Genomic DNA, 23,944 nt, shown 5'->3' with positions numbered 1-23,944 from the left:
TCTTATAGTTCGACGTTTTCCTTGCTGTCGCACTCGGGCAGGCAATCGAGGAAAGCGCGCAGATGCGGCGAGGTATCGTCCGTGCGAAAGCGTGCGGTGAGCGTGGTGATCTGCGACGAGACCGGCCCGTCCAGGTGACGATAGACCACGTCGGAGCGGCCATGCCGCGCGACGGATTCACCGATAAAGGTCACGCCGAGTCCTGCGGCAACGAGCGCGATGGCCGTCTGAATCTCGTACGCCCGATAGCCGACCGGCGGCGTAATGCCAGCGTCGCGGTACAACGATTCGACGAATCGCGAGAATTGCGCGTGCGGATACTTCGGATACAGGATCAGCGGGGTGTCGGCGAGATCGGCGATGCGCACGGTTTCTGACGCGGCCAGCGGATGCTCGGGAGCAAGCGCGACCACTACGCGCTCATGCAGTAGCGGTAACGTTGTACATCCGGGGAGCACGGTGGCCTGTCTGCCAATTCCGATGTGAATCCTCTGATCGCGCAGCGCGTCGCCTTGCTCCTCGGTCAGCATTTCGAAGAGCTTGAGTTCGACCTGGGGATAGGCCTGGTGAAACGCTTTCAGCGCAGGCGGAAGCACGCTGTACATCGTTGAACGCGTGAAGCCGATGCTGAGCCAGCCACGCGACCCAAGGCCAATTTCGCGAGTGCCAAGCGCGACCTGCTCACAGGATGCGAGGATCTGCCGCGCCTCGGTGCATAGATAGCTGCCGGCTTCGGTCAGACGTAACGGCCGGCTGCCCCGGTCGACGAGCTGCGCGCCCAGTCGTTCCTCGAGGCTGCGAATCTGCTGGCTCAGCGCGGGCTGTGCCACATGCAGTCGCTCCGCCGCCCGGCTGAAATTCAACTCCTCCGCGAGGACGACAAAATATTGCAGGGCTCGGAGATTCATGGCGTAGGTATTCCTGTCCGGTTGGTCCGGCCCACGAACGCGGGTGAATGGTGCACCGCGCAACGGGCGGATGATTCTGGCCCAGCTTGGCATAGCGGCTCTTGAACGGTTTGGGCCGCTATGCCCAGAGCGGAGTTCAAATCACCGCCCTCTTGCAAAATGCTACTCTGCGACGTCCTATACCTGCGGTCACGGCTGAACAGGGCCGAACCGCTTCAGCAACTTTGACAACAGTGAAATTCGACACGACGACAGTCCGGCTGATTCTGGCCATCGCGGATGAAGGCAGCATTTCCCGGGCCGCCGACAAACTCAGCCTTGCGGTGGCTGCTGCGTCCCGGCGCGTGTCGGATCTCGAGGCGCAACTGGGCATCAAACTGTTCCAGCGCGTGCCGCATGGCGTTGAGATCACCGAGTCTGGTACCAAGCTGCTGGACTACATCCGGCAGATCGACAACCTCATCGACCGACTTGAAGGCGATGCAGGGGCACTCAACGAAGGGCTCGACGGACGCATTATCATCGGCGCGCCCAAGGCGGTCGTCATCCAGTTTCTTGCTCGTGAGATTGCTGCGATCCAGCGCAAATTCCCGCGCATCTCACTGAAGGTTGTCGAAGAGAACAGCAAGATCGTGCAACAGCTGCTGCGCGACAAGGTGATCGACGTGGGGATCTACGAGAACAAAAGCGGGTTCCTGGATCTGCCGAAATTTCCGTACCGGGAGGACCGGCTGGTTCTGGTCTATAGCCGCGCGCATTTCCGGTTTCCTGACGCGCCGGTTGGCATCGACGAGTTTCTCGATTTGCCCGTTGTGAGCCTCGGCAAGGGGTCCGCTGTGTTGTCCGCCGTGCAGCGCGCGTATCGCAGCCGCGGGCGCGAGTTTCCCAACAATTTCACCGTCACCGGCTTCGACACGATGCTGGCGCTTGTGCGCAATGGGCTCGGCGTGGGGTTAATGCCGCCTGACGTATTGCGCAGTTTTCATCCTGAAGAGGCGCTGGCGTCGGTGGAACTTGTCGGCGACTGGCATCAGCGCAACTACGTTCTGTCCTGTCTCGAAGGGCATGCGCAACAGCAAACCCTGCACAACGTCGTGGGCGAACTTCTTCGCAAACCGGCGTAGTGCCACCTCCCCGGTTTCGCGAGGCGCGAAACCAGACATGATTCCCTCGTCCTTGCGGCGGCTCCCCCGGTAGGCGACAGTGATCGCATAACGACTACCTGGAGACGAGATGCCATTGCGCGTCCTCATTGCGGCTATCGCCGCTGCCAAAACCTCTTTCTGATCCCTTGTTGCAGCTGTGGCTGGCGCTATGCGTGCCGCCGGGTTGCTGCTTCGCGCGGCTTTAACACCGTGCCTCCATTGAACATTTTTTCCGAGGAAACATGAGATGACGCAATCGACGCATCTACCGCTGCAAGGCATCCGCGTGCTGGACGTCAGCCAGGTCATGGCGGGACCGTTTTCCTGCATGCTGCTCGCGGACATGGGCGCTGACGTGATCAAGGTGGAACCCCTCGAAGGCGACCAGACGCGCGGCGCGATGGGCTTCAAGATGAAAGGGCCCGACAGCATGGGCTTCCTGAATATGAACCGCAACAAGCGTTCGCTGACACTGGACCTCAAGAGCGACGAAGGGCGTGAGTTCTTCTACGAGCTTGCCAAGACCGCCGACGTGATCGTCGAAAACTACCGGCCAGGTGTCGTGCAGCGGCTGCGCATCGACTACGAGTCGATCAGGGAGATCAATCCCAAGATCGTGTACGCCAGCATTTCAGGCTTCGGTCAGAGCGGACCGTGGGCATCGCGACCGGGTTTCGATTTGATGGCGCAGGCCATGTCGGGCGTGATGAGCGTGACCGGCTACAAGGGTGAAAAGCCGGTTAAAGCCGGCGTGCCGGTGGCGGACATCGGCTGTGCATTGTTTGCTGTGTACGGGGTGCTTTCAGCCTACATAGGCGCCCAGAAGACGGGCGTGGGACAGCATATCGACGCCTCGCTGTTCGATTCGGTGATGGCGTTCTCGATCTGGGACATGTCGGAATACTGGGGCACCGGTGTGCCGCCGACCCCGCTCGGCACCAGCAACAAGATGAGCGCCCCCTATCAGGCGGTGAAGGCACGCGACGACTACTTCGTGATGGGCGCGACCAACCAGAAACTGTGGAAGAAGCTGTGCGAGTTACTGGAGCGCCCTGATCTTGTCAGTCATCCTGACTATGCGAGCGTTTCGTTACGATTGAAGAATCGCGAGGCGTTGATCGAAGCGCTGGAGCAGGAATTCGGCAAGCGCGACAGCGCGGAGTGGGTCGACGTCATGCTCGCCGCCGGTATTCCGGCGGGGCCAATTCTGTCTTATCCAGAGGCGTTCGAGAGCGAGCACGCCGCGCATCGCCGCATGTGCATGGAGATCGATCATCCGAACGAAGGCAAGGTCAAGAACATCGGGTTTGCCGTCAAGATGCTCGGCACGCCACAGACGGTGCGTCGTCATCCGCCGCTGCTAGGCGAGCACAACGACGAGATCTACGCCGAAATCAACGGGACCAAGCCATGAACGAACCCGTCAGATTGACCGTCCATGAGTCGGGGGCGGCTGAGATTGTGATTGACCGGCCTGAACGACATAACGCGATGACGATCGCGATGTATGAATCGCTGCTGGCGTTGGTCAGCCAGTGCGAAAGCGACGGTGCGGTCCGCTGCATTCTGTTCCGCGGCGCGGGTGGCAAGTCGTTTATTTCGGGCACCGATATCTCGTACTTCAAGGACTTCCGCGATGGACGCGATGGCGTCGCTTATGAGGCGCTCGTCGAGCGGGTCATCGATGCGGTGGAGCGTATCGCGGTCCCTACGGTTGCTGTGATCGATGGATGGGCCGTTGGGGGCGGCCTCGCGCTAGCGACGGCTTGCGATTTTCGCTTGTGCAGCAGTGCCTCACGGTTTGGCGCGCCTATCGCCAAGACGCTTTCCAACACGCTGTCGTCGCGCAACATTGCGCGGTTGCACGCGGCTTTCGGCGTGCCCAGGGTCAAGAAGATGTTGATGCTCGCCGACTATCTCTCAGCTGAGGAAGCCCTGGCGTGCGGGTATGTCTATGACGTTTGCGGCCAGGATGAACTGGGCAACGCTGCGCATGCGTTAGCGGAGCGGCTGATCGCGTTGTCGCCGGTCACGCAGAAAGCGGTTAAGGAGAGCCTGCGGCGCATTGTCGTCGAACAACGGCTCGATGATGAAGACCTGATCGAAGAGGTTTACGGCAGCGCCCGCTTCAGGGACGCCGTGGTCGCTTTCACCTCGGGCTCAAAGAAATAACGACACGGAAACGTGAGGAGACCGACATGAAACGATTCCAGCTCAAGGCGACCACCACCGTCCTTGTGATGCTGTGCCTGATGTACTTCATCACCTACGTCGACCGCGTCAACATAAGTACCGCTGCCGGGCAGTTCAAGTCTGAACTGGGGCTGAGCAATACGCAGTTGGGTTTTGTCTTTTCGGCGTTTGCGTATCCGTATGTGGTGTTTCAGTTTATCGGCGGGTGGGTTAGCGATCGGTTTGGGGCCAAGCGGACGTTGATCGCCTGCGCTTTGATCTGGGCTGTGGCGACAACGCTGACCGGATTGGCGAGTGGGTTCGGGACGCTTGTTGCGGCGCGGTTGCTGTTGGGGCTCGGCGAAGGGGCTACGTTTCCGGCGTCTACGAGTGCGATGGCTTCGTGGGTGACGCGCGACAGACGCGGGTTGGCTCAAGGGATTACTCACTCGTCGGCGCGGTTAGGGAACGCGGTGGCGCCGATGCTCGTGCTCGCGTTGATGACCGCGTTTAACTGGAGGTTTTCGTTTTATCTGCTCGGTGCGCTTAGCGCTGGGTGGTTGGTGCTTTGGTATGTGACTTATACCGAGAAGCCTGGGGATCATCCGCGGATTACTGCGGAGGAAATTAGCAGCTTGCCGCCGCCGACGGTTCGGCCCGCGGAAGTACCAGGGACTTGGTTGCGGTTATATCGGCGCTTGCTGCCGGTATCTGGGGTCTACTTTTGCTACAACTGGATTCTCTGGTTGATGCTCGACTGGATGCCGCTTTACTTCATGCATAGCTTCCATCTCAACATCAAGAAGGCGGTGCTGTTCACTTCCGGGGTGTTCGTTGCGGGGGTGTTTGGGGATCTCGTGGGCGGGTTGGTCAGCGACCGGTTGCTAAGGCGTACTGGGAATTTGAAGCTGGCGCGCAGTTATATGGTTGCGGTTTGTATGTCGTTGACGGGGTTGTCGTTGCTGCCCGTGCTGCTGATACATGATCCGATGTATTCGCTGGTTTTTCTCGCTGCGGCGATGTTCTTCAATGAGATGAATATCGGGCCTATGTGGGCCGTGCCGATGGATATCGCTTATGACCGGTCTGGGACAGCGAGCGGGATTATGAGTGGGACGGGGTTCACAGCGGCGATTGTTAGTCCGGTTGTGGCGGGGTATCTGGTTGACCGGTTGGGGAGTTGGGATGTGACTTTTTTGCTTTCTATCGGAGTGATGGTTTGTGGGGTGGGGATGACGTTTTTTATGAGGCCGGGGGTGGTGTTTGGGGCGCAGCGCAGGAACGCGGGGCGAGTGGGGAGACGTGCTGCGCTGCCGCTCGTGGATGAGTAATGAGAGGGGGGCGATGTGAGTCGCCGCCTTGTTTGGCTGAACCCTGCATACGCTGAAAGGACTTAAAAAAACACTGTCGGGTTCTGAGCGCTTGCGCCTGTCTCGCGGCTGTCTATCACGGATATCGCCCGCTCCTGCTATGCCTGAAAGGCATGTCCCCCTGCCCACAAGGTCTTTGTTGCGCCTTCTGCGGAAACCTATAGTCCTTGCACGGCCACCGGTTAAAGGTGGCGCTACAAAGCTCTTTGCCTGATTGCTGGAACCCTCGCAGACGAATGCCGTACTGCCGTCGACGTTCAAAGCGTACGAAGGTGGTTTTCGTCGATCTCTGCGATGGTGCGGAGCCAGGAAGGTACTCGTTCTAAAAGTGCTCCGGGCAAAGATAACGGGCAATGAATCGTCAACCGAATCAGTGACGCGATGAGTCGCGTACGGACTCCTTAGGAAATGACATGTCTAACTTAGCTCACAAAGTGGCCCTCGTTACCGGCGGTTCACGCGGTATTGGTGCGGCAATTGCGAAACGCCTCGCCGCGGATGGGGCGAGCGTGGCCCTCACATACGCGAAGGACGCGAACGCGGCTTCGGCCGTGGTCAAAGAGATTGAACTCAACGGCGGGAAGGCTATTGCGATTCAGGCCGACGCTGCTGATGTTAACGCTGTCGAGGCTGCGGTTGAAAAGACCTTTGCGACCTTCGGTCGGCTTGATGTGCTGGTGAACAATGCCGGCACGGCCATTCCGAAAACGTTCGAAGACACGACGCTGGAGGAGATGGATAAAGTGATCGACATCAACATCCGCGGCGTATTCGCTACGACCAAGGCTGCGCTGAAGCGTTTGAGTGACGGTGGCCGCATCATCATGATCGGTTCAGCGGTGGGCGAGCGGGCTATTACGCCGGGGTTGGTGCCTTACGCGGCTACCAAAGCGGCTGTCAGGATGTTCACTCAGGCGCTTTCTAGAGAGGTTGGGGGCCGGGGTATTACGGTCAACAACGTTCAGCCGGGGCCGATCGATACGGACCTGAATCCCGCTTCGGGCGATTGGGCTGTGCCGCAGAAGGCTGCCACGGCGCTTGATCGATATGGGCGTGCAGAGGAGATTGCTGCGATGGTGGCGTTCGTTGCTGGCCCGGAGGGGTCGTACGTTACCGGGACGAATCTCACGGTTGATGGTGGGATGAATGCTTGAGGTGGGGTATATGTTCGCCGCACGAATTCGAAGACGCGGAACTGCCTAGCAACCCCGATCACCTTAGCCGTCCGAACGCCATCCGACCTGATTGAGCCAACGGCCGCAGCCCCTAAAAACCTCCCCTCCGCTCCCGGCGAGCTGACGGGCCGAAATAGGTGGGCTACGGCGCTTCACATTCCGCAGCAGCTGGCGCTTTTTTGGAGAGTTGCAATCCGCGAATGCCGCGACTATCGTAGCCTTGTCTCCTCTCCATATCGCCTGCTGATATGGAATTGCCCGTCCTTGAGGCGGGCGTTTTTTTACAGGCTTTCGTCTGCACCGTCGGGATCCGTTAGAGGGCGCGTGCACAAGTCGCTAACGGTTGTAAGAAAGAGCGCCACGGCCACTGGCTTCTTTAAGCAGAGATCCCAGCCGGGCTGGAGAAAATCCGGTGGTGGCGTGGCTGACTGTCCGAGAATCGGGATATGTGCGAGATCGGGTCGAGCCCGAATCGCGCGGCTTAGGGTCAGCCCGTCCATCAATGGCATTATCCAGTCGGTGACAATGAGGTCGGGCACGTCGTGTTTCAGGCATTCGAGCGCCTCGATGCCATTGCTCGCGCAAGTCACCCTGTATCCTTCGTTGACAAGGATCAGGGACCAGACGGTGAGAAGCTGCGGCTCATCATCCACGAGCAAGATAGAGTACATCTGTGGCCACCGATTGGTCAGTTTTCGTTTTTCGCTGCCGCCACGTTGCGCAAGAAACGGTCCCAAAGAGCGCTCGACGCCACAGCGTTTGTTTGTCTTCTCGCGAGTATCTTTATGCGAGACGCGTGCAAACATAGGTGCTTACTTTGGGACGCTCGGCATGTGGTGGAGTCGCGAGCGATCAATCGACCAATTCATGCCCTCGCCAGGGGCCCAGGCTCAAGGCAGCATTTTCTCGATGATCGGAAGCAGCATGTCGAGTGAGAGAGGCTTGCGGCAATAGGCGATCACGGGATTGGGCTGTCGCGGTATGTCAACGGCTGCGCTGCAAAGGATTATCGGGATTGACTGCAGGTCCGGATCTGCGAAGAGGGCAGCGCATAGCTCTGGGCCGGACATGACTGGCATCATGCAGTCACTGAGAATGAGGTCCGGCCGGGCCTTGCGGATCAGCTCAAGCGCGACCGCACCGTCGGGCGCTGTCACGACGGCATAGCCGACCTGTTCGAGCAGCAGGCTCCAGATAGTCAGAAGATCGAACTCATCATCCACGACCATGATCGTTTTCATGGCGCGTCAACTGTCGAGCCGGCCAACAACCCCTGCGGCGGCCCCGCGGCCACCGAGCAAACTCGCCGCACCCGGAAAAGCGTCGACAACATCGAGTCCCTTCTCGGTAATGACGAGCTCCCGAAGCGAAGAATCGTGCGCGCTTTCGCGCTGTTTGACCACGGAGATCATTCGATGCAGACCAGTGTCGGTTTCCGCATAGCGCAGCAAAATGAGATTTTCAGTCATGGCCGAGAGACGCATTCCGCGCATGACGGCGGGATCGGAATTGAACGGCACTTCTTCTGTGAGAAGCGTTGTCACCCCTGCGGCGCGTAACTGATGCGTCAATGCGTTGAGGAACAGACCAAACCGGCCGGTGCGCATTGCTGAATCACGAAACCCGTCGATACCGTCGAGCACAAGACGCGTCGCGCCGGTCTGCTTCACCGTAGCGAGAGCGGTGGCTGCCAGTTCGTCTATTGCCAGTTCAATGGCCGGTTGCCACTGGACGGTCAGCCGCCCGTCGTCGCACGCCGCCTGCAACGGAATTGAAACGGATTCAGCCTTGCCGATGAGCCGTTGCGGCGACTCGTAAAAGCCAAGATAGACGGACTTTTCGCCGCGTTGCGCACCGGCCGATAGGAACTGCAGCCCAAGCAGCGTCTTGCCGATTCCCGATGCGCCCATCAGCGTGGTCGTGGAGCCCTTTATAAACCCTCCGCCGAGCAACTCATCAAGACGTGGAATACCCGATCCGAGGCGCGCCTTGAGGTCGGCCGGTCCAGGCTGCTCCGCACATCGTGCTTCCAGCCGTGGAAACATGACATGGCCGCTGTCCGTTATACGAAAGAAATGCTTGCCGAGCATGTGATCGCGAGCACGCATCTTGTGGACTTCAATTTCGCGTGTGCGGCGCATGCCATCGCTGTAACGGTTGAGCTCAATCAGGCCGTCGACGAGCGTATGTTCGGGATGCGGCTCATTACCCGACAAAGGAGCCAGCAGCAACGTCGTACAGTTCATGGCGGCAACCAGCGCGTTCAACTCATGGATGAACTTGGACAGCGAGAGGTCCGTTTCACTGAACTCGCGTGCGCTGCGAAAGCCATCGACGATGAGCAGACCCGGGCGGTACTGGTGGAGGCTCAAGGCAACCTGCTTGAGGAAGCCATCAAGTCCGCCCTGCATAAGCGCGTGATAGCCCGAGACGAAAAACATTTTCTCCGCGACCGCTTTCTCGTCAAAGAAGCTGAGTGCGCTCAAATGCCCGAGGAGTTTGTCGTGCGATTCAGCGATCAAGGTCATATACAGCACCTTCTCGCCCTGGAGGACACGATGGAAGCCGATCTGGCTCGACAGAATCGTCTTGCCCGCGCCAGCCATGCCTTCTATCAGGTACAAAGCGCCGCCGACCAGACCTCCGCCGAGAATGGTATCGAGGCCCGGTACACCCGTTTCGACGTTCGAATGGCGCGACGCTGGAGATGTGTGAGTTGTCATTTTTTGAATCGTCTGCGAAGGTTCAAACAAGGGGCCGCCGCGGAATCAGCAAATCCCCCAATAGAAAGCAAACCGTGTACCTGACTCGCCGCGCCGACAGGAAAGCGCACCCGACAAGGTGCAACGAAATTTTACCTTCTCGGTATCGTTTGTGATGGTCGAAGCATGGAGAGATGGAGCCCGAGTCGTTGGCCCAGTGGTACGTTTTGCGCGCACACGTCCAGCATCACGAACCTTTACATCACAGCGTGACGGTCGCCTGGACCGACTCAGGGATGGGAAAGGTCGATCGGCTTCATTCAGCGCAAGGCCAACAACCGGGAGAATTGATCACTATGAAAAATCAATCCAAATTGATTCGTAACACACCGGAAGAAGAAGCCGCGATAGCGCGCGGCATCACGGACGATCCTGATACGTTCGAGCCGACCGATGAACAGTTCGCACAAATGAAGCCGCGCGGTGGCTGGCCAAAGCTTGCACACCCTAAAATCGCGGTAACGGTTCGATACGACGCCAAGATAATCGATCGCTTCAGGGCAAGCGGCGACGGCTGGCAAACGCGCATGAATGACGCGCTGCGCGACTGGCTCAAGACGCACCGCGTATGACGCACACTCCGCGCCATACGTCAGCGAGCGGGTGTAATTTAGGTGTAGTTCGGGAAAGCAGAAACAGGCAGATTCGCGAGAACCCCTGTCAAGATTGGTGCGCCCGGCTGGGATCGAACCAGCAACCCCTGCCTTCGGAGGGCAGTACTCTATCCATTGAGCTACGGGCGCATTGACACGAAAAGCGCCGTAAAACCGTGAAACCGGCACCAAATCGAGACCGAGAGGATACCCGGTTTCAGCCGACCCGTCCACCGACCGCCCGGCAGACGCCACGGGCGATCCAGCCCATATCCCCCAGCCCAAACCGCCGATAGGGGTAAACGCCCGCTGAATACCCCCCGCCAGCCCTCGCCGCCGCTGAAACCTTCCGTCTATAATCGCCAGTGGCTATAAAGAATAAGGTCGTTGGCGTCACGCTGTACCGCTCACAATACCCACGGGAGACGAGACAAGCATGAGCGAAGCACCAAATCACGAAGCCCCGATCAAGACACCCGGGCAGCTCATTGCCGCCATCATTGCCGGTTTTGCTATTCCAGTTGTCATCATCGTCCTGCTCGCGATATACGCGGACAACTGGACGCGCACCGGCGCCGGTACCGACAGTCTCTCCGACGCCGAGGTCAGCGCCCGCATTGCGCCGCTAGCCCAGGTCGACATTCGCGACGCCAACGCACCGCGCGTCTACAAGACCGGCGAGGAAGTCTACAAGGCGGTCTGCTCGGCCTGTCACGCCACCGGAGCGGCAGGCGCACCGAAGTTCACCAATACCACGGACTGGGCACCGCGCATCGCGCAAGGCTACGACACGCTCGTGCACACCGCCTTGACCGGCACGGGCGCCATGCCCCCGCGCGGCGGCACCAGCCCGGACGACTATAGCGACTTCGAGATTGCCCGCGCCGTCGTCTATATGGCGAACAATTCCGGCGGCAATTTTGCCCAACCGGCGGCCCCGACCGCAGCGCAAGCGGCCTCAGGCGCTGCCGCCGCGGCTGCACCCGCTTCCGGCGCCCCGGCTGACGCTGGCGCGGCAGCGGCGTCCCAGGCAGCGGCCGCGCTCGCCTCGATCGCCAGCGCACCGGCAGCAGCGCCTGGCGGAGACGCAGCGCAAAGCGCGGACGCCTCGCAGGCCGGCAAGGCGCTCTACACGCAGGTTTGCCAGGCGTGTCACGCCGCTGGCGTGCTGAATGCCCCGAAGTTCGGCGACAAAGCGGCATGGGCACCGCGTCTCAAGGACCCGATGGACACGATTTACAACTACGCGCTGCACGGCAAGGGTGCGATGCCGCCTAAAGGCGGATCGAACGCGTCCGATGCCGACGTGAAGGCCGCCGTCGACTACATGGTCAGCGCAGCGAAGTAAGCGGTAGGCGTCGGCCGGCCCGGCACGACGCAAAAAAATCCCTGCACCGTGGCAACACCGGCAGGGATTTTTAATTTCACAAGTCGTTAGATGGGCCAGCCGGCGCGGCGAAAGCGCCCACGAATGCCAGCGCAGGCGTCGACCGCGCCAGCGCCTCGAAATGCTCCCGGAGCGTGGCAGGCTTAAGCCACGGATAACTCAGACCACCCTGCAGCGCCGCGAGCAGAGCCCCATCAGGATCCGACACCACGTCCATCCGCGCGATGTGGATATGAAAGGCGGTCACGCGCCCTTCATCCGCGGTCGCATCGGAACCGAAGGTCCAGCGGTACACGCCATGCCCAACCCGCAAAGCACGGGCGGCAGGCTCGCGCATCAGCACGAGCCACGACAGCGCTTCAATCTTGTGGCCCACTGCCTCCAGCGAATCGCATACGTAGTAAGTACGGCACTGCGCGTATTGCGCGCCGAAGTCGCTCACCAGCGTCCTGGCAATTGCCACCGTTCCGACCGTGCGGGCCGGAAACGCAATATTCGAGGTTGCCAGGGAAAAGGTGAGGACGGCATCCGTCGCAAAGACTTCGGCGATGCGTTCAGGACGCGTGTTGTCCTTCGCGTCGATATAGGTTTCGAGCGCGCTGCGGTAGCGCGCGAGCGGCAAGGTTGTCATGCGGGATGGATCTCCGGATCTCCGTTAGGCAGGCCCGAACCACTGTAGCGTGCCACCGCGCCGGAAGCGTCGATGCACCTGCCGCGCGCGTGGTCTTGCTCGCGTCCCGCGCCTAAATCTCAAGGCTTCTGCAACAACGCCTTCAAACTCGCCAACCTGTCCTTCGGCGTCATCGGGGCTTCCTCCGCCGTCGGCGGCGGCGCCTCGTCCAGTCCCATCTCAGGAATAAACCGCGACGGCTCGCACACCACCGTCTCCCGCGCACGCTTTCTCTTCTTGCACCAGTTCAGATGCAAACTGCGCTGCGCCCGCGTAATCGCCACGTACATCAGCCGGCGCTCTTCCTCGATACGCGCGTCGTCGATCGGCGCGTCGTCCGAGCCGCCGCGGTGCGGCATGATGCCTTCCTCGACGCCCACCAGAAACACGTGCGGATACTCGAGCCCCTTCGACGCATGCACCGTCGAAAGCCGCACCGCGTCCGGATCCTCCTCTTTGCCTTCGAGCATCGACATCAGCGCCACCGTCTGGATCAGGCCCAGCAGGTTCTTGCCGGTATCCGCGAGACCGTCCGCGTTGTCGTAGCCGGTCGCCTCGGAGCCCGCTTCCGGCTCGGGCTTGGTGCCCTTGCGCTTCAACCACTCCACGAATTCCAGCACGTTCTGCCATTTCGACTGAGCCTGGCGCTCGTCGAACGCGTCATAAAGGTGGGCCTCGTAGTGGATCGCGTCCATCAGGTCGTTGAGCACCTCGGTGGCCGGATCTTTTTCCGCGCGGTCGGTGAGGCGCTGCATGAAATCGCAGAAGGTGCGCAACGGCTCAACCTGGCGCACCGACAGCCGCGCCTCGATCCCGCCCATATACACCGCCTCAAACAGCGACACCTTCGCCTGACCCGCGAACGACCCGAGCGCCTCGAGCGTCGTGTTGCCCACGCCGCGCCGCGGCGTGGTGATGGCGCGGATGAAAGCAGGATCGTCGTCCGCGTTGGCGATCAGCCGCAGATACGCGCAGATATCCTTGATCTCGGCCTTGTCGAAGAACGACTGGCCGCCCGACAGTACATACGGAATCCGCTCGCGCCGCAGCACCTGCTCGAAGATCCGCGCCTGGAAATTGCCGCGATACAGGATCGCGTAGTCGCGGAACTGCGCGCGCCGCTCGAACTTGTGCGCCGACAGGCGGAACACCACGGATTCCGCTTCGTGCTCCTCGTCGTTGCAGCCCGTCACGGTGATCGTGTCGCCCATGCCGTGTTCGGACCACAGCTTCTTCTCGAACAGCTTCGGGTTGTTCGCGATCACATTATTGGCGGCCGTCAGAATCCGCACCGTCGACCGGTAGTTCTGCTCCAGCTTCACCAGATGCAGCTTCGGAAAATCCTTGCCGAGCTGCGCCAGGTTTTCCAGGGTTGCACCGCGCCAGCCGTAGATGGCCTGATCGTCGTCGCCCACCGCCGTGAACGCAGCGCGCGGGCCGGCCAGTTGCTTCAGCAGCTCGTACTGGCACGCATTAGTGTCCTGGTACTCGTCGATCAGCAGATAGCGCAGCTTGTTCTGCCACCGGTCGCGCACCGCTTCGTTCTTCGCAAAGAGCTCGGCGGGCAGGCGGATCAGATCGTCGAAATCCACCGCCTGGTAAGCGTGCAGCGTGGCGACGTAGTTGCGGTAGACAATCGCCGCCTGGTGCTCGTCCTCGTTCGCCGCAATCGCCACCGCCTCTTCCGGCATGATCAGGCCGTTTTTCCACAGCGAGATGATCGACTGGATCTTGCGGATGAAACCCTTATCCGTCGAGCCGACCTGTTCCTGGATCATGCCGAAGCAGTCGTCCGAATCCATGATCGAGAACTGCGGTTTCAGGCCCACGTGTTCGGCCTCCTGACGCAGAATCTGCACGCCGAGCGAGTGGAACGTACACACCGTCAACTGATTGACGGGCACCTTGCGGCCTTCCTTGCCGGGAGTGGTCAGCGTCTTGCCTTCGAGCAGCTTGCCGACGCGTTCGCGCATTTCCGCCGCCGCCTTGTTCGTGAAGGTAACGGCCGCGATATGTCGCGGCTCGAAGCCTTTGACTTCGATCAGGTGCGCAATTTTCTGCGTAATCACGCGCGTCTTGCCACTGCCTGCGCCGGCAAGCACAAGACAGGGACCATCGAGGTAGCGCACCGCTTCGTTTTGAGCGGGATTCAGGCCAGCGGACATCGTGTTTGGGCGGGGGGTATTGCGGGTTGAGGGTGCGGGCAGGGATGCTAACACGAAGCCGGTGACGGCTCGGACATGCCACAATTACAGGCCGCGCGTCGTCGCCGCGGTGGCAAAGCGGCGCGCATTCTTGCAGGAAACTCACATGTCTGCACCGCTGAAAACAGGATTGATGGGTTACGGTTTTGCTGGCGCCACCTTCCACGCGCCGGTGATCGAGCACTGCGGCCGGGCCACGGTCGCTGCGATCGCGACAAGCAAGCCCGAGCCGGCTCGGGCCGACTATCCGCACGCCAAAGTCGTGCCCGATCTCGATGCGCTGCTCGCGCTCGACGACATCCAATGCGTGGTGATTGCCACGCCAAATGACACCCACTTCGACTTCGCCAAACGCACGCTCGAAGCCGGCAAGCACGTGGTGGTCGACAAACCGGTCACGCTGACGGCCACGGAGGCGCTCACGCTCGCCAACCTGGCGCTGGCGCGAGGCCTCACCTTCGCGCCGTTCCACAACCGTCGCTGGGACGGCGATTTCCTCACCGTTCGCGACCTGCTCGCCAGCGGTGAGCTGGGCCGTATTACCCACTACGAGTCGCATTTCGACCGCTTCCGTCCGGATGTGCGGCCGCGCTGGCGCGAGGAAGCGTCGCGTGGCGGCGGCCTGCTGTTCGATCTCGGGCCGCATCTGATCGACCAGGCGCTGGCGCTCTTCGGCACGCCCGCCACGGTGTCGGCCACCGTCAAAACGCATCGCGATGGCGGGGGCGCCACCGACTACGTTCATCTGCAGCTGGGCTACGCGGATCTCGAAGTCGTGCTGCACGCGACCACCCTCACCGCGCTCGCGCCGCCGCGCTTTGCAATCGACGGCACGCGCGGCAGCTACGTCAAGCGTGAACTCGACACCCAGGAAGATCAGTTGCGAGCGGGTTTGCGCCCGGGTGACGCCGGCTTTGCTGGCGGCAACCCGGCGGGTCTGCTGCGCGTACTGGACGCGAGCAATCAGGAAACCGAACGCGCCCTGCCGACCCGCGACGGCGACTATATCGGCTTCTACCGCTCGCTGGCGGCAGCCATCCTCGATGGCGAGCGTTTCCCGGTCAGCCCTCAGGACGCCGTCGACGTCATGACGATCATCGAACTGGCCGCGCGCAGCGAAGAGGAAGGCCGGCGCCTGCCCTTTGAACGAATCCGCTGAGATCGCCGCGCAAGTCTCAGCTTACATGCTGACAACCGCTGCTAACAGTTCCGAAAGGGACGCTCCGTTACAATATGTTTCTGAATTAAGGTCATCGTGTGGCTGCGGCTAGCCGTTGCTTCACGATATCGATCTAACCGTCGATCAAGACCACGACGACCGCAGGCAACTGCATGGGACCGGAGTAAGCGCTCAAGCGCTAACTCCGACCAACAAAAGGAGAGTACGCATGCAACGTTTCACCCGTGCGCTGGCAAGTCTGGCACTGGTTTCTTCGCTGGCCGCCTGTGTGGTCCCGCAACAGGCACCGCCCCCGGGACCTAACCCGCACGAAATCGCAGTTCAGCGCCTGAATCAGGTTTACGGTCGTGCCGACAACCTGAGCCGCCGCATCGACAATCACGTCAATCAAGGCTACTACCCGCCCCCGCAAGGTGGCGCGCTGCATCACCGCCTCGACGTGATCCGTCAGGAAGCGCGTGACATGTCTGCCCAGCATGGTGGTGGCCTGTCGGGTGAAGAGCAGCGCGTGCTGAACCAGGAACTCGACGGCGCAGCACACGCGATCGGCGAGTAAGCCGCTCAGTCAATCTGTTCGGCAATTCGCTGTGAAAGCACAGGCGCGGGGGTCATTCCCCGCGCTTTTTTTTGGCGCTCGCACCGCCCGCTGCACCGCCGCATAGCTCTCTAAAGCCTTCATTTGACAAGCCTCGGGGCCTCGCGTACATTCGCCGCACGCGTCGGGAGAGAGCGTTGGCCGCCATGTTTTTTGCGGGCCGCGCCGCCGAAGGGGCACACCCACAAACTCTCAGGCAAAAGGACCGGCTGCGTCGAAGAACCCGTCTGATTCCGGCATCGTCCGGGCTTCATCAGGCACCGGTTTTTCGCACTCTGGAGAGCGGCAGTAGCCACCGGCATCGACCATCATCGAGCCAGGCAGGCTGCCCACCGAAGGGGCGCGCGTTTCACCGTGATGGCTTGCAGGCACTTGCGAACCCGCCCGGCAGCGCAATCTCTCAGGTATCGAGGACAGAGGGGTCATGCATGGCATCGCTCGCAGGCTTTTGGCCGCGAGGAATGAAGCCGCATGGCCTTTTTGTTATCCGTCGAGATTGCCTGAGGCCCTGATGACCGAACTCAAACACACCCCGCTTAACGCCACCCATCGCGCGCTGAAGGCCCGCATGGTCGATTTCGGCGGCTGGGACATGCCCGTCAACTACGGCTCGCAAATCGACGAACACCACGCGGTGCGCACCGACGCCGGCATGTTCGACGTGTCGCACATGTGTGTGGTCGATTTCACCGGTGAGCGCGTCCGCGCGTTTTTCGAACACGCAATCGCTAACAACGTGGGCAAGCTGCAAGCGCCGGGCAAGGCGCTCTACACCTGCCTGCTGAACCCGAACGGCGGCGTGATCGACGATCTGATCGTCTATTTCTTCTCCGAAACCCACTTCCGCCTGGTGGTCAATGCCGCCACCGCAGAAAAGGACATCGCCTGGTTCGGCAAGCTCAACGCCGAAGGCGGCTATGGCCTGACCATCACGCCGCGCCGCGATCTGTCGATCGTCGCCGTGCAAGGTCCGAACGCCCGCGAAAAGGTCTGGCAAGTCGCGCCGTCCACCCGTACGTCCACCGAACTCCTCAAGCCGTTTAACGCCGCCATCGTCGAGAACACGCCGTTCGGCGAGTTGATGGTTGCCCGCACCGGCTACACCGGCGAAGACGGTTTCGAAATCGTGCTGCCTTCCACGTCCGTCTGCGAGTTCTGGGACGCATTGGTGCGTCAGGGCGTGCGCCCCGCCGGTCTCGGCGCGCGCGACACGCTGCGCCTCGAAGCCGGCATGAATCTGTACGGCCAGGACATGGACGACAATGTCTCGCCGCTTGACGCCGGTCTCGCCTGGACCGTGGATCTGAATTCGCCGCGCGACTTCGTCGGCAAGGCGAAGCTCGAAGCCGACGGTTGCCAGTGCGCTTTCGTCGGATTGATCCTGCAAAAGGAAAACGGCAAGGCTGCCGGCGTGCTGCGCGCCCATCAGAAGGTCGTCACGCCGCACGGTGAAGGTGAAATCACTAGCGGTACATTCTCGCCCACCATGCAGGAATCCATCGCCTTCGCACGCGTGCCGAAGGACGTGAAGCCCGGCGATGTCGTCCACGTGCAAATCCGTGACAAAGCCCTTCCCGCAAGCGTGGTAAAACTGCCGTTCGTGCGCAACGGCAAAGTTCTTGCTGCTTAAGCTTTCGTTGCGCGCGCTTCCTCCTTTTTAAGTTTTTACCGTACACACCGCACAGGAGCATCCGATGAGCATCCCGGCCGATCTGAAATACACCGAATCGCACGAATGGGTCCGCACCGAAGCAGACGGCACGCTGACGGTCGGCATTACCGACCACGCGCAAGAAGCGCTCGGCGACATCGTCTTCTTCGAAGTCCAGGAACTGGGCAAGACCGTTAGCGCCGGCGACACCGTCGCCGTCATCGAATCCGTGAAAGCCGCCTCCGATATCTACGCGCCGGTCTCGGGCGAAATCATCGAAGCCAACACGGCTGTCGCCGACACGCCCGACTCCGTCAACAGCACGCCGTATGACAGCTGGCTGTTCAAGATCAAGCCGGCAGCCGATGCAACGCATGACCGCCTGATCGACGCCGACGCGTACAGCAAGTCGATCGGCGAGTAAGTTATTTCAAACCCGCTTTAACCGTCAGGTGCGGCGTCCGACGAACGCGGACGGCCGCACCGCCAGGAACACCCCATGAAGCTCGAACACCCGGATCGTCTGATGAACCGCACTCCTCTCTCGCTCGCCGCGCTCGAAGTGCATGACGCCTTCGCTGAACGGCATATCGGCCCGGATTCGGCCGACAGCCAGGCGATGCTCGAAGCCCTCGGCTTCGCCTCGCGCGCCGCGCTGATCGACGCCGTGATTCCGAAGACGATCCGCCGCACCGAAACGCTGCCGCTCGGCCCCTTCGCGCAACCGAAGAGCGAGGCCGAAGCGCTCGCCGCGCTGCGTGAGCTGGCCGACAAGAACCAGGTGTTCCGCTCGTATATCGGGCAGGGCTATTACAACGCGCACACCCCGACGGTGATCCTGCGCAACGTACTCGAAAATCCGGCGTGGTACACGGCTTACACGCCGTATCAGCCGGAAATCTCGCAAGGCCGTCTCGAAGCGCTGCTGAACTTCCAGCAGATGATCATCGACCTGACCGGCCTCGCCATCTCCAACGCATCGCTGCTCGACGAGGCCACCGCCGCCGCCGAAGCGATGACGCTGCTGCAACGCGTGGGCAAGCCGAAGTCGAACGTGTTCTACGTCGCCGACGACGTGCTGCCGCAAACCATCGAAGTGGTGAAGACGCGCGCTACGCCGGTGGGCATCGAAGTGAAGGTTGGCCCGGCTGCGGATGCCGCGAGCGCCAACGCCTTCGGCGTGCTGCTGCAATACCCGGGCGTGAACGGCGATGTGCGCGACTACCGTGCCCTGGCTGAAGCTGTCCATGCTGCAGGCGGCTATGTGGTGGTTGCCGCCGATCTGCTCGCGCTCACGCTGCTCACGCCGCCGGGCGAATGGGGCGCGGACGTGGCTGTCGGCAACACGCAGCGTTTCGGCGTGCCGGTCGGCTTCGGCGGTCCGCACGCGGCATATCTCGCCGTGCGCGACGAATTCAAGCGGCAAATGCCGGGCCGTCTCGTTGGCGTCACTGTCGACGCACAGGGCAAGCCCGCGCTGCGTCTCGCGCTGCAAACGCGCGAACAGCACATCCGCCGCGAAAAGGCGACTTCGAACGTGTGTACCGCGCAGGCGTTGCTCGCGATCATGGCCAGCATGTACGCGGTGTATCACGGCCCGCAAGGTCTGAAGACGATTGCCCAGCGTGTGAACCGCGTCGCCGCGCTGCTGGCGGCCGGTGCGAAAAAGCTCGGCTATACGCTCGTCAACGAAGCATTCTTCGACACGCTCACGTTCGAAACCGGCGCCTGCACCCAGGCGCTGCACGACGCGGCGGTCGCCAAACGCATCAACCTGCGCCGCGTGAGCGACACGCGCGTCGGCATCTCGCTCGACGAAACCACCAAGCGCAGCGACCTCGCCGATCTGCTGGCCGTGTTCGCGCAAGCGGCGTTCGTGAGCGAAGTGCCACAAATCGACGCGCTCGACGCCGAACTGCCCGCGGAAAGCTCCGTGCCGGCCGCGCTCGAACGCACCAGCGCGTATCTCACGCACCATGTGTTCAACCGCCATCATTCGGAAACGGAAATGCTGCGCTACCTGCGCAGCCTCTCCGACAAGGACCTGGCGCTCGACCGCTCGATGATCCCGCTCGGCTCCTGCACGATGAAGCTGAACGCGACCTCGGAAATGCTGCCGGTCACGTGGCCTGAGTTCGGTCAGATTCACCCGTTCGCGCCGGCTGAGCAAACTGTCGGCTACCGCGAAATGATCGATCAGCTCGAGCAGATGCTCGTGGCGGCGACCGGTTACGCAGCAGTTTCACTGCAACCGAACGCCGGCTCGCAAGGTGAGTACGCGGGTCTGTTGATCATCCACGCTTATCACGCTTCGCGCGGCGAAGGTCATCGCAGCGTCTGCCTGATTCCCGCTTCGGCGCACGGCACGAACCCGGCGTCGGCGCAGATGGCCGGCATGCAGGTCGTGGTGGTCGCCTGCGATGCGCAAGGCAACGTCGATATTGAAGACCTGAAGGCGAAGGCCGCGCAACACGCCGACAAGCTGGCTGCGATCATGATCACGTACCCGTCGACGCACGGCGTGTTCGAAGCCAACGTGCGCGAAATCTGCGAGATCGTGCATGCACACGGCGGTCAGGTGTACGTGGACGGCGCCAACATGAACGCAATGGTCGGCCTCACGGCGCCGGGCCAGTTCGGCGGCGACGTTTCGCACCTGAACCTGCACAAGACGTTCTGTATTCCGCACGGCGGCGGCGGCCCGGGCGTCGGCCCGGTGGCAGTGGGCGCGCACCTCGCGCAGTTCCTGCCGAACCAGACGTCATCCGGTTACGAGCGTGCGCCGCAAGGCATCGGCGCCGTGTCGGGCGCGCCGTACGGCTCCGCTTCGATCCTGCCGATCTCGTGGATGTACATCGCGATGATGGGCGCGAAAAACCTCACCGCTGCGACCGAAACCGCGATTCTCAACGCCAACTACGTCGCCAACAAGCTGGCGCCGCATTATCCGGTGCTGTACTCGGGCCCCGGCGGACTGGTCGCGCACGAATGCATTCTCGACCTGCGCCCGATCAAGGACACCAGCGGCATCACCGTTGACGACGTCGCCAAGCGCCTCGCCGACTACGGCTTCCACGCGCCAACCATGAGCTTCCCGGTGCCGGGCACGCTGATGGTCGAACCGACCGAATCGGAATCGAAGGAAGAGCTCGACCGTTTCATCGAAGCGATGATTGCGATCCGCGAGGAAATCCGCGCCGTCGAAGATGGCCGCTCCGACCGCGAAGACAATCCGCTCAAGCACGCACCGCACACCGCGGCCGTGGTGATTGCGGACGACTGGAAGCATGCGTATGCGCGTGAAACCGCTGCGTATCCGCTGCCGTCGCTGATTGCGAGGAAGTACTGGCCGCCGGTTGGCCGTGCAGACAACGTGTATGGCGACCGCAACCTGTTCTGCTCCTGCGTACCCATCGCGGATTACGAGTAACCGCGTCGCATCCGCTGGCTTGAACCGCGCGCCACCTGACGGTGACGCGCGGTCCTGTCGTTCGTGCCCGGGAACGGCTAACATCACACACCAATCAGCCCAACGAAGGAGTGTCGCATGGTGCGAAAGGTGCTAATGATGGAAAGCCCGAGCTATTCACGGCGCATGCCGTCCTGGCAGGCCGCGGGCACGCCGCTCGCGACGCTGCTGCTGGTGTGCGGCGCCGTCATGCTGCCGGTGCGGCACGCCCGCGCAGCGATGAATTTCTGTGCAGCGCCAGCGCTGCAAACCAGCGAACGCACGAACGCCGATCCGGGCGTCAAGGCACTGGTCGCCAACGTGGAAGCGCATCTGAACGATCAGGCGCACGCGGTGGCGACCTTGCATACCGAAGGCACCTTACAGCACGAAGGGATCTACGATCAGAGCGTCGAAGCCGAGAAAGATCTGGACCTCCTGCGTGACGCGGCGCTCGCCTGGCGCGCCACCAGTGACGACCGCTATCTGAAACTGGTCGACCGCCTGCTGTACGCCTGGGTCACGACCTATCAGCCGAGCTTCAACCCGATCGACGAAACCCGTTTCGAAGGCTTGATCCTCGCCTACGACATGACCGCAAGCGCGTTGCCGGTGAAAACGCGTAACGCAGCGATGGCGTTTCTGACGAAGCTTGGAAACGGTTACATCGCGCAGATCGACGCGCAACCGCGCCCGCTAACCGGCTCGTTTCGCAATAACTGGCAGAGCCACCGGGTCAAACTGATTGCGATGGCCGCCTTCACGCTCGATAACCGCAAGATGATCAACGCGGCGCAGCGTCTGTTTGTCGAACATATTGGCGACAACATCGAGCCGGACGGTTCGACGATCGACTTCAAGGAACGCGATGCGCTGCATTACGTGACTTACGATCTGCAGCCGCTCGTGACCGCCGCGCTGGCCGCGCGCCGTCACAACCGCAACTGGTTGCCGGAGAAGGCCACCAACGACGCGACGCTGGGCACCGCGCTGAACTGGTTGACGCCCTACGCGTTGGGCACCAAAACGCATGACGAATTTGTGCATTCGGACGTCCCGTTCGATGCGAAGCGTCGCGAAGCCGGCTTGCCCGGCTATTCGGGTGACTGGGATCCGAAGAACGCGGCTGAACTGTTTCACCTGGCGGCGCGTCTCGATGGCCGCTATGCGCCGATCGCGCTGCGGCTCGCGCCGACCCCGCCCGCGTGGCTGGCCGTGTGCCTGCCGCTGCCGGCACGTTAACCCCGTTTTTTATATGCAGGAGCAGTAATGGCAGTCAGTGTGTTCGACCTTTTCAAAATCGGCATTGGTCCGTCCAGTTCGCATACGGTCGGGCCGATGCGCGCGGCGCTGATGTTCGTCCAGGGGCTCGAACGCGACGGACTGCTTGCGGGTACGGCTTCGGTGAAGGTGGATCTGTACGGTTCGCTCGGCGCGACCGGCAAGGGCCACGGCACCGATCGCGGCGTGATGCTCGGCTTGATGGGCGACGCGCCGGATACCGTCAATCCCGATACGATCGCGCAGCGTCTCGAAGCCGTGCGCACTTCGCGCTCTTTGCCGCTGCTTGGCACACACCCGGTGCCGTTCGTGCAGAAGGATCACATTTCTTTCTACCGGCAGGCGCTCGCCGAGCATCCGAACGGATTGAAGCTGCACGCGTTCGATGCTCAAGGTCAGACGCTGCGTGAGGCGACTTACCTGTCCGTCGGCGGTGGCTTTGTGGTCACTGCGGGGGCGCCGAATACCAAGGTGCTGAGCGCGGTCGACCAATTGCCGCATTCATTCCGCAGCGGCAATGAGCTACTAGCGCTGTGCAAGGCAACCGGCAAGAGCATCGCGCAACTGATGTGGGAAAACGAGCGCGTTTGGCATACCGAAGAAGAAACGCGCGCTGGCTTGATGAAGATCTGGGACGTGATGCAGTCGTGCGTGGCGCGCGGTTGCGGCATCGGCAATCCGGATGCGGATGGCAATCTCCCAGGTCCGTTCCAGGTGAAGCGGCGTGCGCCGCAGTTGTATCGCTCCCTGTCGGGAAATCCTGAACTGGCGTTGCGTGATCCGCTGTCGATGGTGGACTGGATCAATCTGTACGCAATTGCCGTCAATGAAGAAAATGCCGCCGGCGGTCGTGTCGTCACTGCGCCGACGAACGGTGCGGCCGGCATCATCCCCGCCGTTCTGCATTACTACACACGGTTCATGTCCGGTTCGAACCAGCAAGGCGTGATCGACTTTCTGATGACGGCAGCAGCGATCGGCATTCTGTACAAGCTGAATGCGTCGATTTCCGGTGCCGAAGTGGGTTGCCAGGGTGAAGTGGGCGTGGCCTGCTCGATGGCCGCCGGCGCACTCGCGGCGGTGATGGGCGGCACGCCCGAGCAGGTCGAGAACGCCGCGGAAATCGGCATGGAACATAACCTCGGGCTGACCTGCGATCCGGTTGGCGGCATGGTGCAGATTCCGTGTATCGAACGTAATGCAATGGCGTCGGTGAAGGCGGTCAACGCGGCGCGGATGGCATTGCGCGGCGATGGCAGCCACTATGTTTCGCTGGACTCGGTCATCAAGACGATGCGCGAAACCGGCGCGGATATGAAGACCAAGTACAAGGAAACTTCACGCGGCGGGTTGGCGGTGAACATTGTCGAATGCTGATTTGTGGCCGCTTTGCTTCGTTCGGC

General features: G+C 61.5%; 20 protein-coding genes, 1 tRNA gene and 2 riboswitches. Of the genes, 14 read left to right on the top strand and 7 right to left on the bottom strand.

Going from position 1 to position 23,944, the window contains the following annotated elements; all coding sequences use genetic code 11:
* Nucleotides 1-2: 2 nt before the first annotated feature.
* On the bottom strand, nt 3-908 hold the full coding sequence (locus tag P3T20_RS21395; RefSeq protein ID WP_429287734.1) for a LysR family transcriptional regulator: 906 nt from the start codon (nt 906-908) through the stop codon (nt 3-5).
* Nucleotides 909-1,141: 233 nt separating this feature from the next.
* Between P3T20_RS21395 and P3T20_RS21390 the strand changes: the two genes are divergently transcribed.
* From P3T20_RS21390 to P3T20_RS21370, 5 genes are all read left to right on the top strand, one after another.
* Nucleotides 1,142-2,032, top strand: a complete 891-nt coding sequence (locus tag P3T20_RS21390) for a LysR family transcriptional regulator (RefSeq protein ID WP_429287819.1) — start codon at nt 1,142-1,144, stop codon at nt 2,030-2,032.
* Nucleotides 2,033-2,300: 268 nt separating this feature from the next.
* Entirely contained in the window at nt 2,301-3,467 is a 1,167-nt protein-coding gene (locus tag P3T20_RS21385; RefSeq protein WP_429287733.1) for a CaiB/BaiF CoA transferase family protein, read from the top strand.
* Nucleotides 3,464-4,225 carry an enoyl-CoA hydratase gene (locus tag P3T20_RS21380; RefSeq protein WP_429287732.1) on the top strand — a complete coding sequence of 254 codons (762 nt, stop codon included), beginning with the start codon at nt 3,464-3,466 and terminating at the stop codon, nt 4,223-4,225. The genes P3T20_RS21385 and P3T20_RS21380 overlap by 4 nt, the downstream gene beginning before the upstream one ends.
* A 26-nt stretch (nt 4,226-4,251) precedes the next feature.
* Nucleotides 4,252-5,556 carry an MFS transporter gene (locus P3T20_RS21375; RefSeq protein ID WP_429287731.1) on the top strand — a complete coding sequence of 435 codons (1,305 nt, stop codon included), beginning with the start codon at nt 4,252-4,254 and terminating at the stop codon, nt 5,554-5,556.
* A 452-nt stretch (nt 5,557-6,008) separates the two neighbouring features.
* Nucleotides 6,009-6,749: an SDR family NAD(P)-dependent oxidoreductase gene (locus P3T20_RS21370; RefSeq protein ID WP_429287730.1), complete on the top strand. Its 741-nt coding sequence runs from the start codon at nt 6,009-6,011 to the stop codon at nt 6,747-6,749.
* 302 nt (nt 6,750-7,051) lie between these two features.
* Here P3T20_RS21370 and P3T20_RS21365 read toward each other — a convergent pair whose 3' ends face one another.
* The 3 genes from P3T20_RS21365 to P3T20_RS21355 form a co-directional block, all read right to left on the bottom strand.
* Nucleotides 7,052-7,576: a response regulator gene (locus P3T20_RS21365; RefSeq protein ID WP_429287729.1), complete on the bottom strand. Its 525-nt coding sequence runs from the start codon at nt 7,574-7,576 to the stop codon at nt 7,052-7,054.
* A gap of 84 nt (nt 7,577-7,660) precedes the next feature.
* Complete coding sequence (locus tag P3T20_RS21360) at nt 7,661-8,011, bottom strand: response regulator (RefSeq protein WP_429287728.1); 351 nt, start codon at nt 8,009-8,011, stop codon at nt 7,661-7,663.
* 6 nt (nt 8,012-8,017) lie between these two features.
* On the bottom strand, nt 8,018-9,493 hold the full coding sequence (locus P3T20_RS21355) for an RAD55 family ATPase (protein ID WP_429287727.1): 1,476 nt from the start codon (nt 9,491-9,493) through the stop codon (nt 8,018-8,020).
* 335 nt (nt 9,494-9,828) lie between these two features.
* Here P3T20_RS21355 and P3T20_RS21350 point away from each other — a divergent pair, with 335 nt between their 5' ends.
* A complete protein-coding gene (locus tag P3T20_RS21350) occupies nt 9,829-10,104 on the top strand; it encodes a BrnA antitoxin family protein (RefSeq protein WP_429287818.1) in 276 nt (91 codons plus the stop codon).
* Between the two features lie 95 nt (nt 10,105-10,199).
* Here P3T20_RS21350 and P3T20_RS21345 read toward each other — a convergent pair.
* Nucleotides 10,200-10,275: transfer RNA gene (locus P3T20_RS21345), tRNA-Arg, on the bottom strand.
* Between the two features lie 286 nt (nt 10,276-10,561).
* Between P3T20_RS21345 and P3T20_RS21340 the strand changes: the two genes are divergently transcribed.
* The gene (locus P3T20_RS21340; RefSeq protein ID WP_429287726.1) at nt 10,562-11,473 is read left to right on the top strand and encodes a c-type cytochrome; all 912 of its coding nucleotides are present in this window, start codon (nt 10,562-10,564) and stop codon (nt 11,471-11,473) included.
* A gap of 76 nt (nt 11,474-11,549) precedes the next feature.
* Here the strand turns inward: P3T20_RS21340 and P3T20_RS21335 are convergent, their stop codons facing one another.
* Nucleotides 11,550-12,143, bottom strand: coding sequence for a hypothetical protein (locus tag P3T20_RS21335; RefSeq protein ID WP_429287725.1), 594 nt, complete (start codon nt 12,141-12,143; stop codon nt 11,550-11,552).
* Between the two features lie 119 nt (nt 12,144-12,262).
* Entirely contained in the window at nt 12,263-14,347 is a 2,085-nt protein-coding gene (locus tag P3T20_RS21330; RefSeq protein ID WP_429287724.1) for a UvrD-helicase domain-containing protein, read from the bottom strand.
* Nucleotides 14,348-14,492: 145 nt separating this feature from the next.
* Here P3T20_RS21330 and P3T20_RS21325 point away from each other — a divergent pair, with 145 nt between their 5' ends.
* From P3T20_RS21325 to P3T20_RS21295, 7 genes are all read left to right on the top strand, one after another.
* Complete coding sequence (locus P3T20_RS21325) at nt 14,493-15,545, top strand: oxidoreductase (RefSeq protein ID WP_429287723.1); 1,053 nt, start codon at nt 14,493-14,495, stop codon at nt 15,543-15,545.
* A gap of 229 nt (nt 15,546-15,774) precedes the next feature.
* A complete protein-coding gene (locus P3T20_RS21320) occupies nt 15,775-16,122 on the top strand; it encodes a hypothetical protein (RefSeq protein WP_074262919.1) in 348 nt (115 codons plus the stop codon).
* Between the two features lie 154 nt (nt 16,123-16,276).
* Nucleotides 16,277-16,380, top strand: a riboswitch (glycine riboswitch).
* A 46-nt stretch (nt 16,381-16,426) separates the two neighbouring features.
* Nucleotides 16,427-16,588: riboswitch (glycine riboswitch) on the top strand.
* An 84-nt stretch (nt 16,589-16,672) separates the two neighbouring features.
* Nucleotides 16,673-17,791, top strand: a complete 1,119-nt coding sequence (gcvT, locus tag P3T20_RS21315; protein ID WP_429287722.1) for a glycine cleavage system aminomethyltransferase GcvT — start codon at nt 16,673-16,675, stop codon at nt 17,789-17,791.
* A 64-nt stretch (nt 17,792-17,855) separates the two neighbouring features.
* Nucleotides 17,856-18,236: a glycine cleavage system protein GcvH gene (gene gcvH / locus P3T20_RS21310; RefSeq protein WP_074262921.1), complete on the top strand. Its 381-nt coding sequence runs from the start codon at nt 17,856-17,858 to the stop codon at nt 18,234-18,236.
* Between the two features lie 75 nt (nt 18,237-18,311).
* Entirely contained in the window at nt 18,312-21,242 is a 2,931-nt protein-coding gene (gene gcvP / locus P3T20_RS21305) for an aminomethyl-transferring glycine dehydrogenase (RefSeq protein WP_429287721.1), read from the top strand.
* A gap of 165 nt (nt 21,243-21,407) precedes the next feature.
* Nucleotides 21,408-22,502, top strand: a complete 1,095-nt coding sequence (locus P3T20_RS21300; protein ID WP_429287817.1) for an alginate lyase family protein — start codon at nt 21,408-21,410, stop codon at nt 22,500-22,502.
* Nucleotides 22,503-22,529: 27 nt separating this feature from the next.
* A complete protein-coding gene (locus tag P3T20_RS21295) occupies nt 22,530-23,918 on the top strand; it encodes an L-serine ammonia-lyase (RefSeq protein WP_074262924.1) in 1,389 nt (462 codons plus the stop codon).
* The last annotated feature ends 26 nt before the right edge of the window (nt 23,919-23,944 follow it).

The organism is Paraburkholderia sp. GAS206C (genome assembly GCF_050435645.1).
Taxonomy (GTDB): Bacteria; Pseudomonadota; Gammaproteobacteria; order Burkholderiales; family Burkholderiaceae; genus Paraburkholderia; species Paraburkholderia phenazinium_B.
Note: the sequence above shows the minus strand (reverse complement) of the source record. Positions and strands in the feature narration are given on the sequence as shown.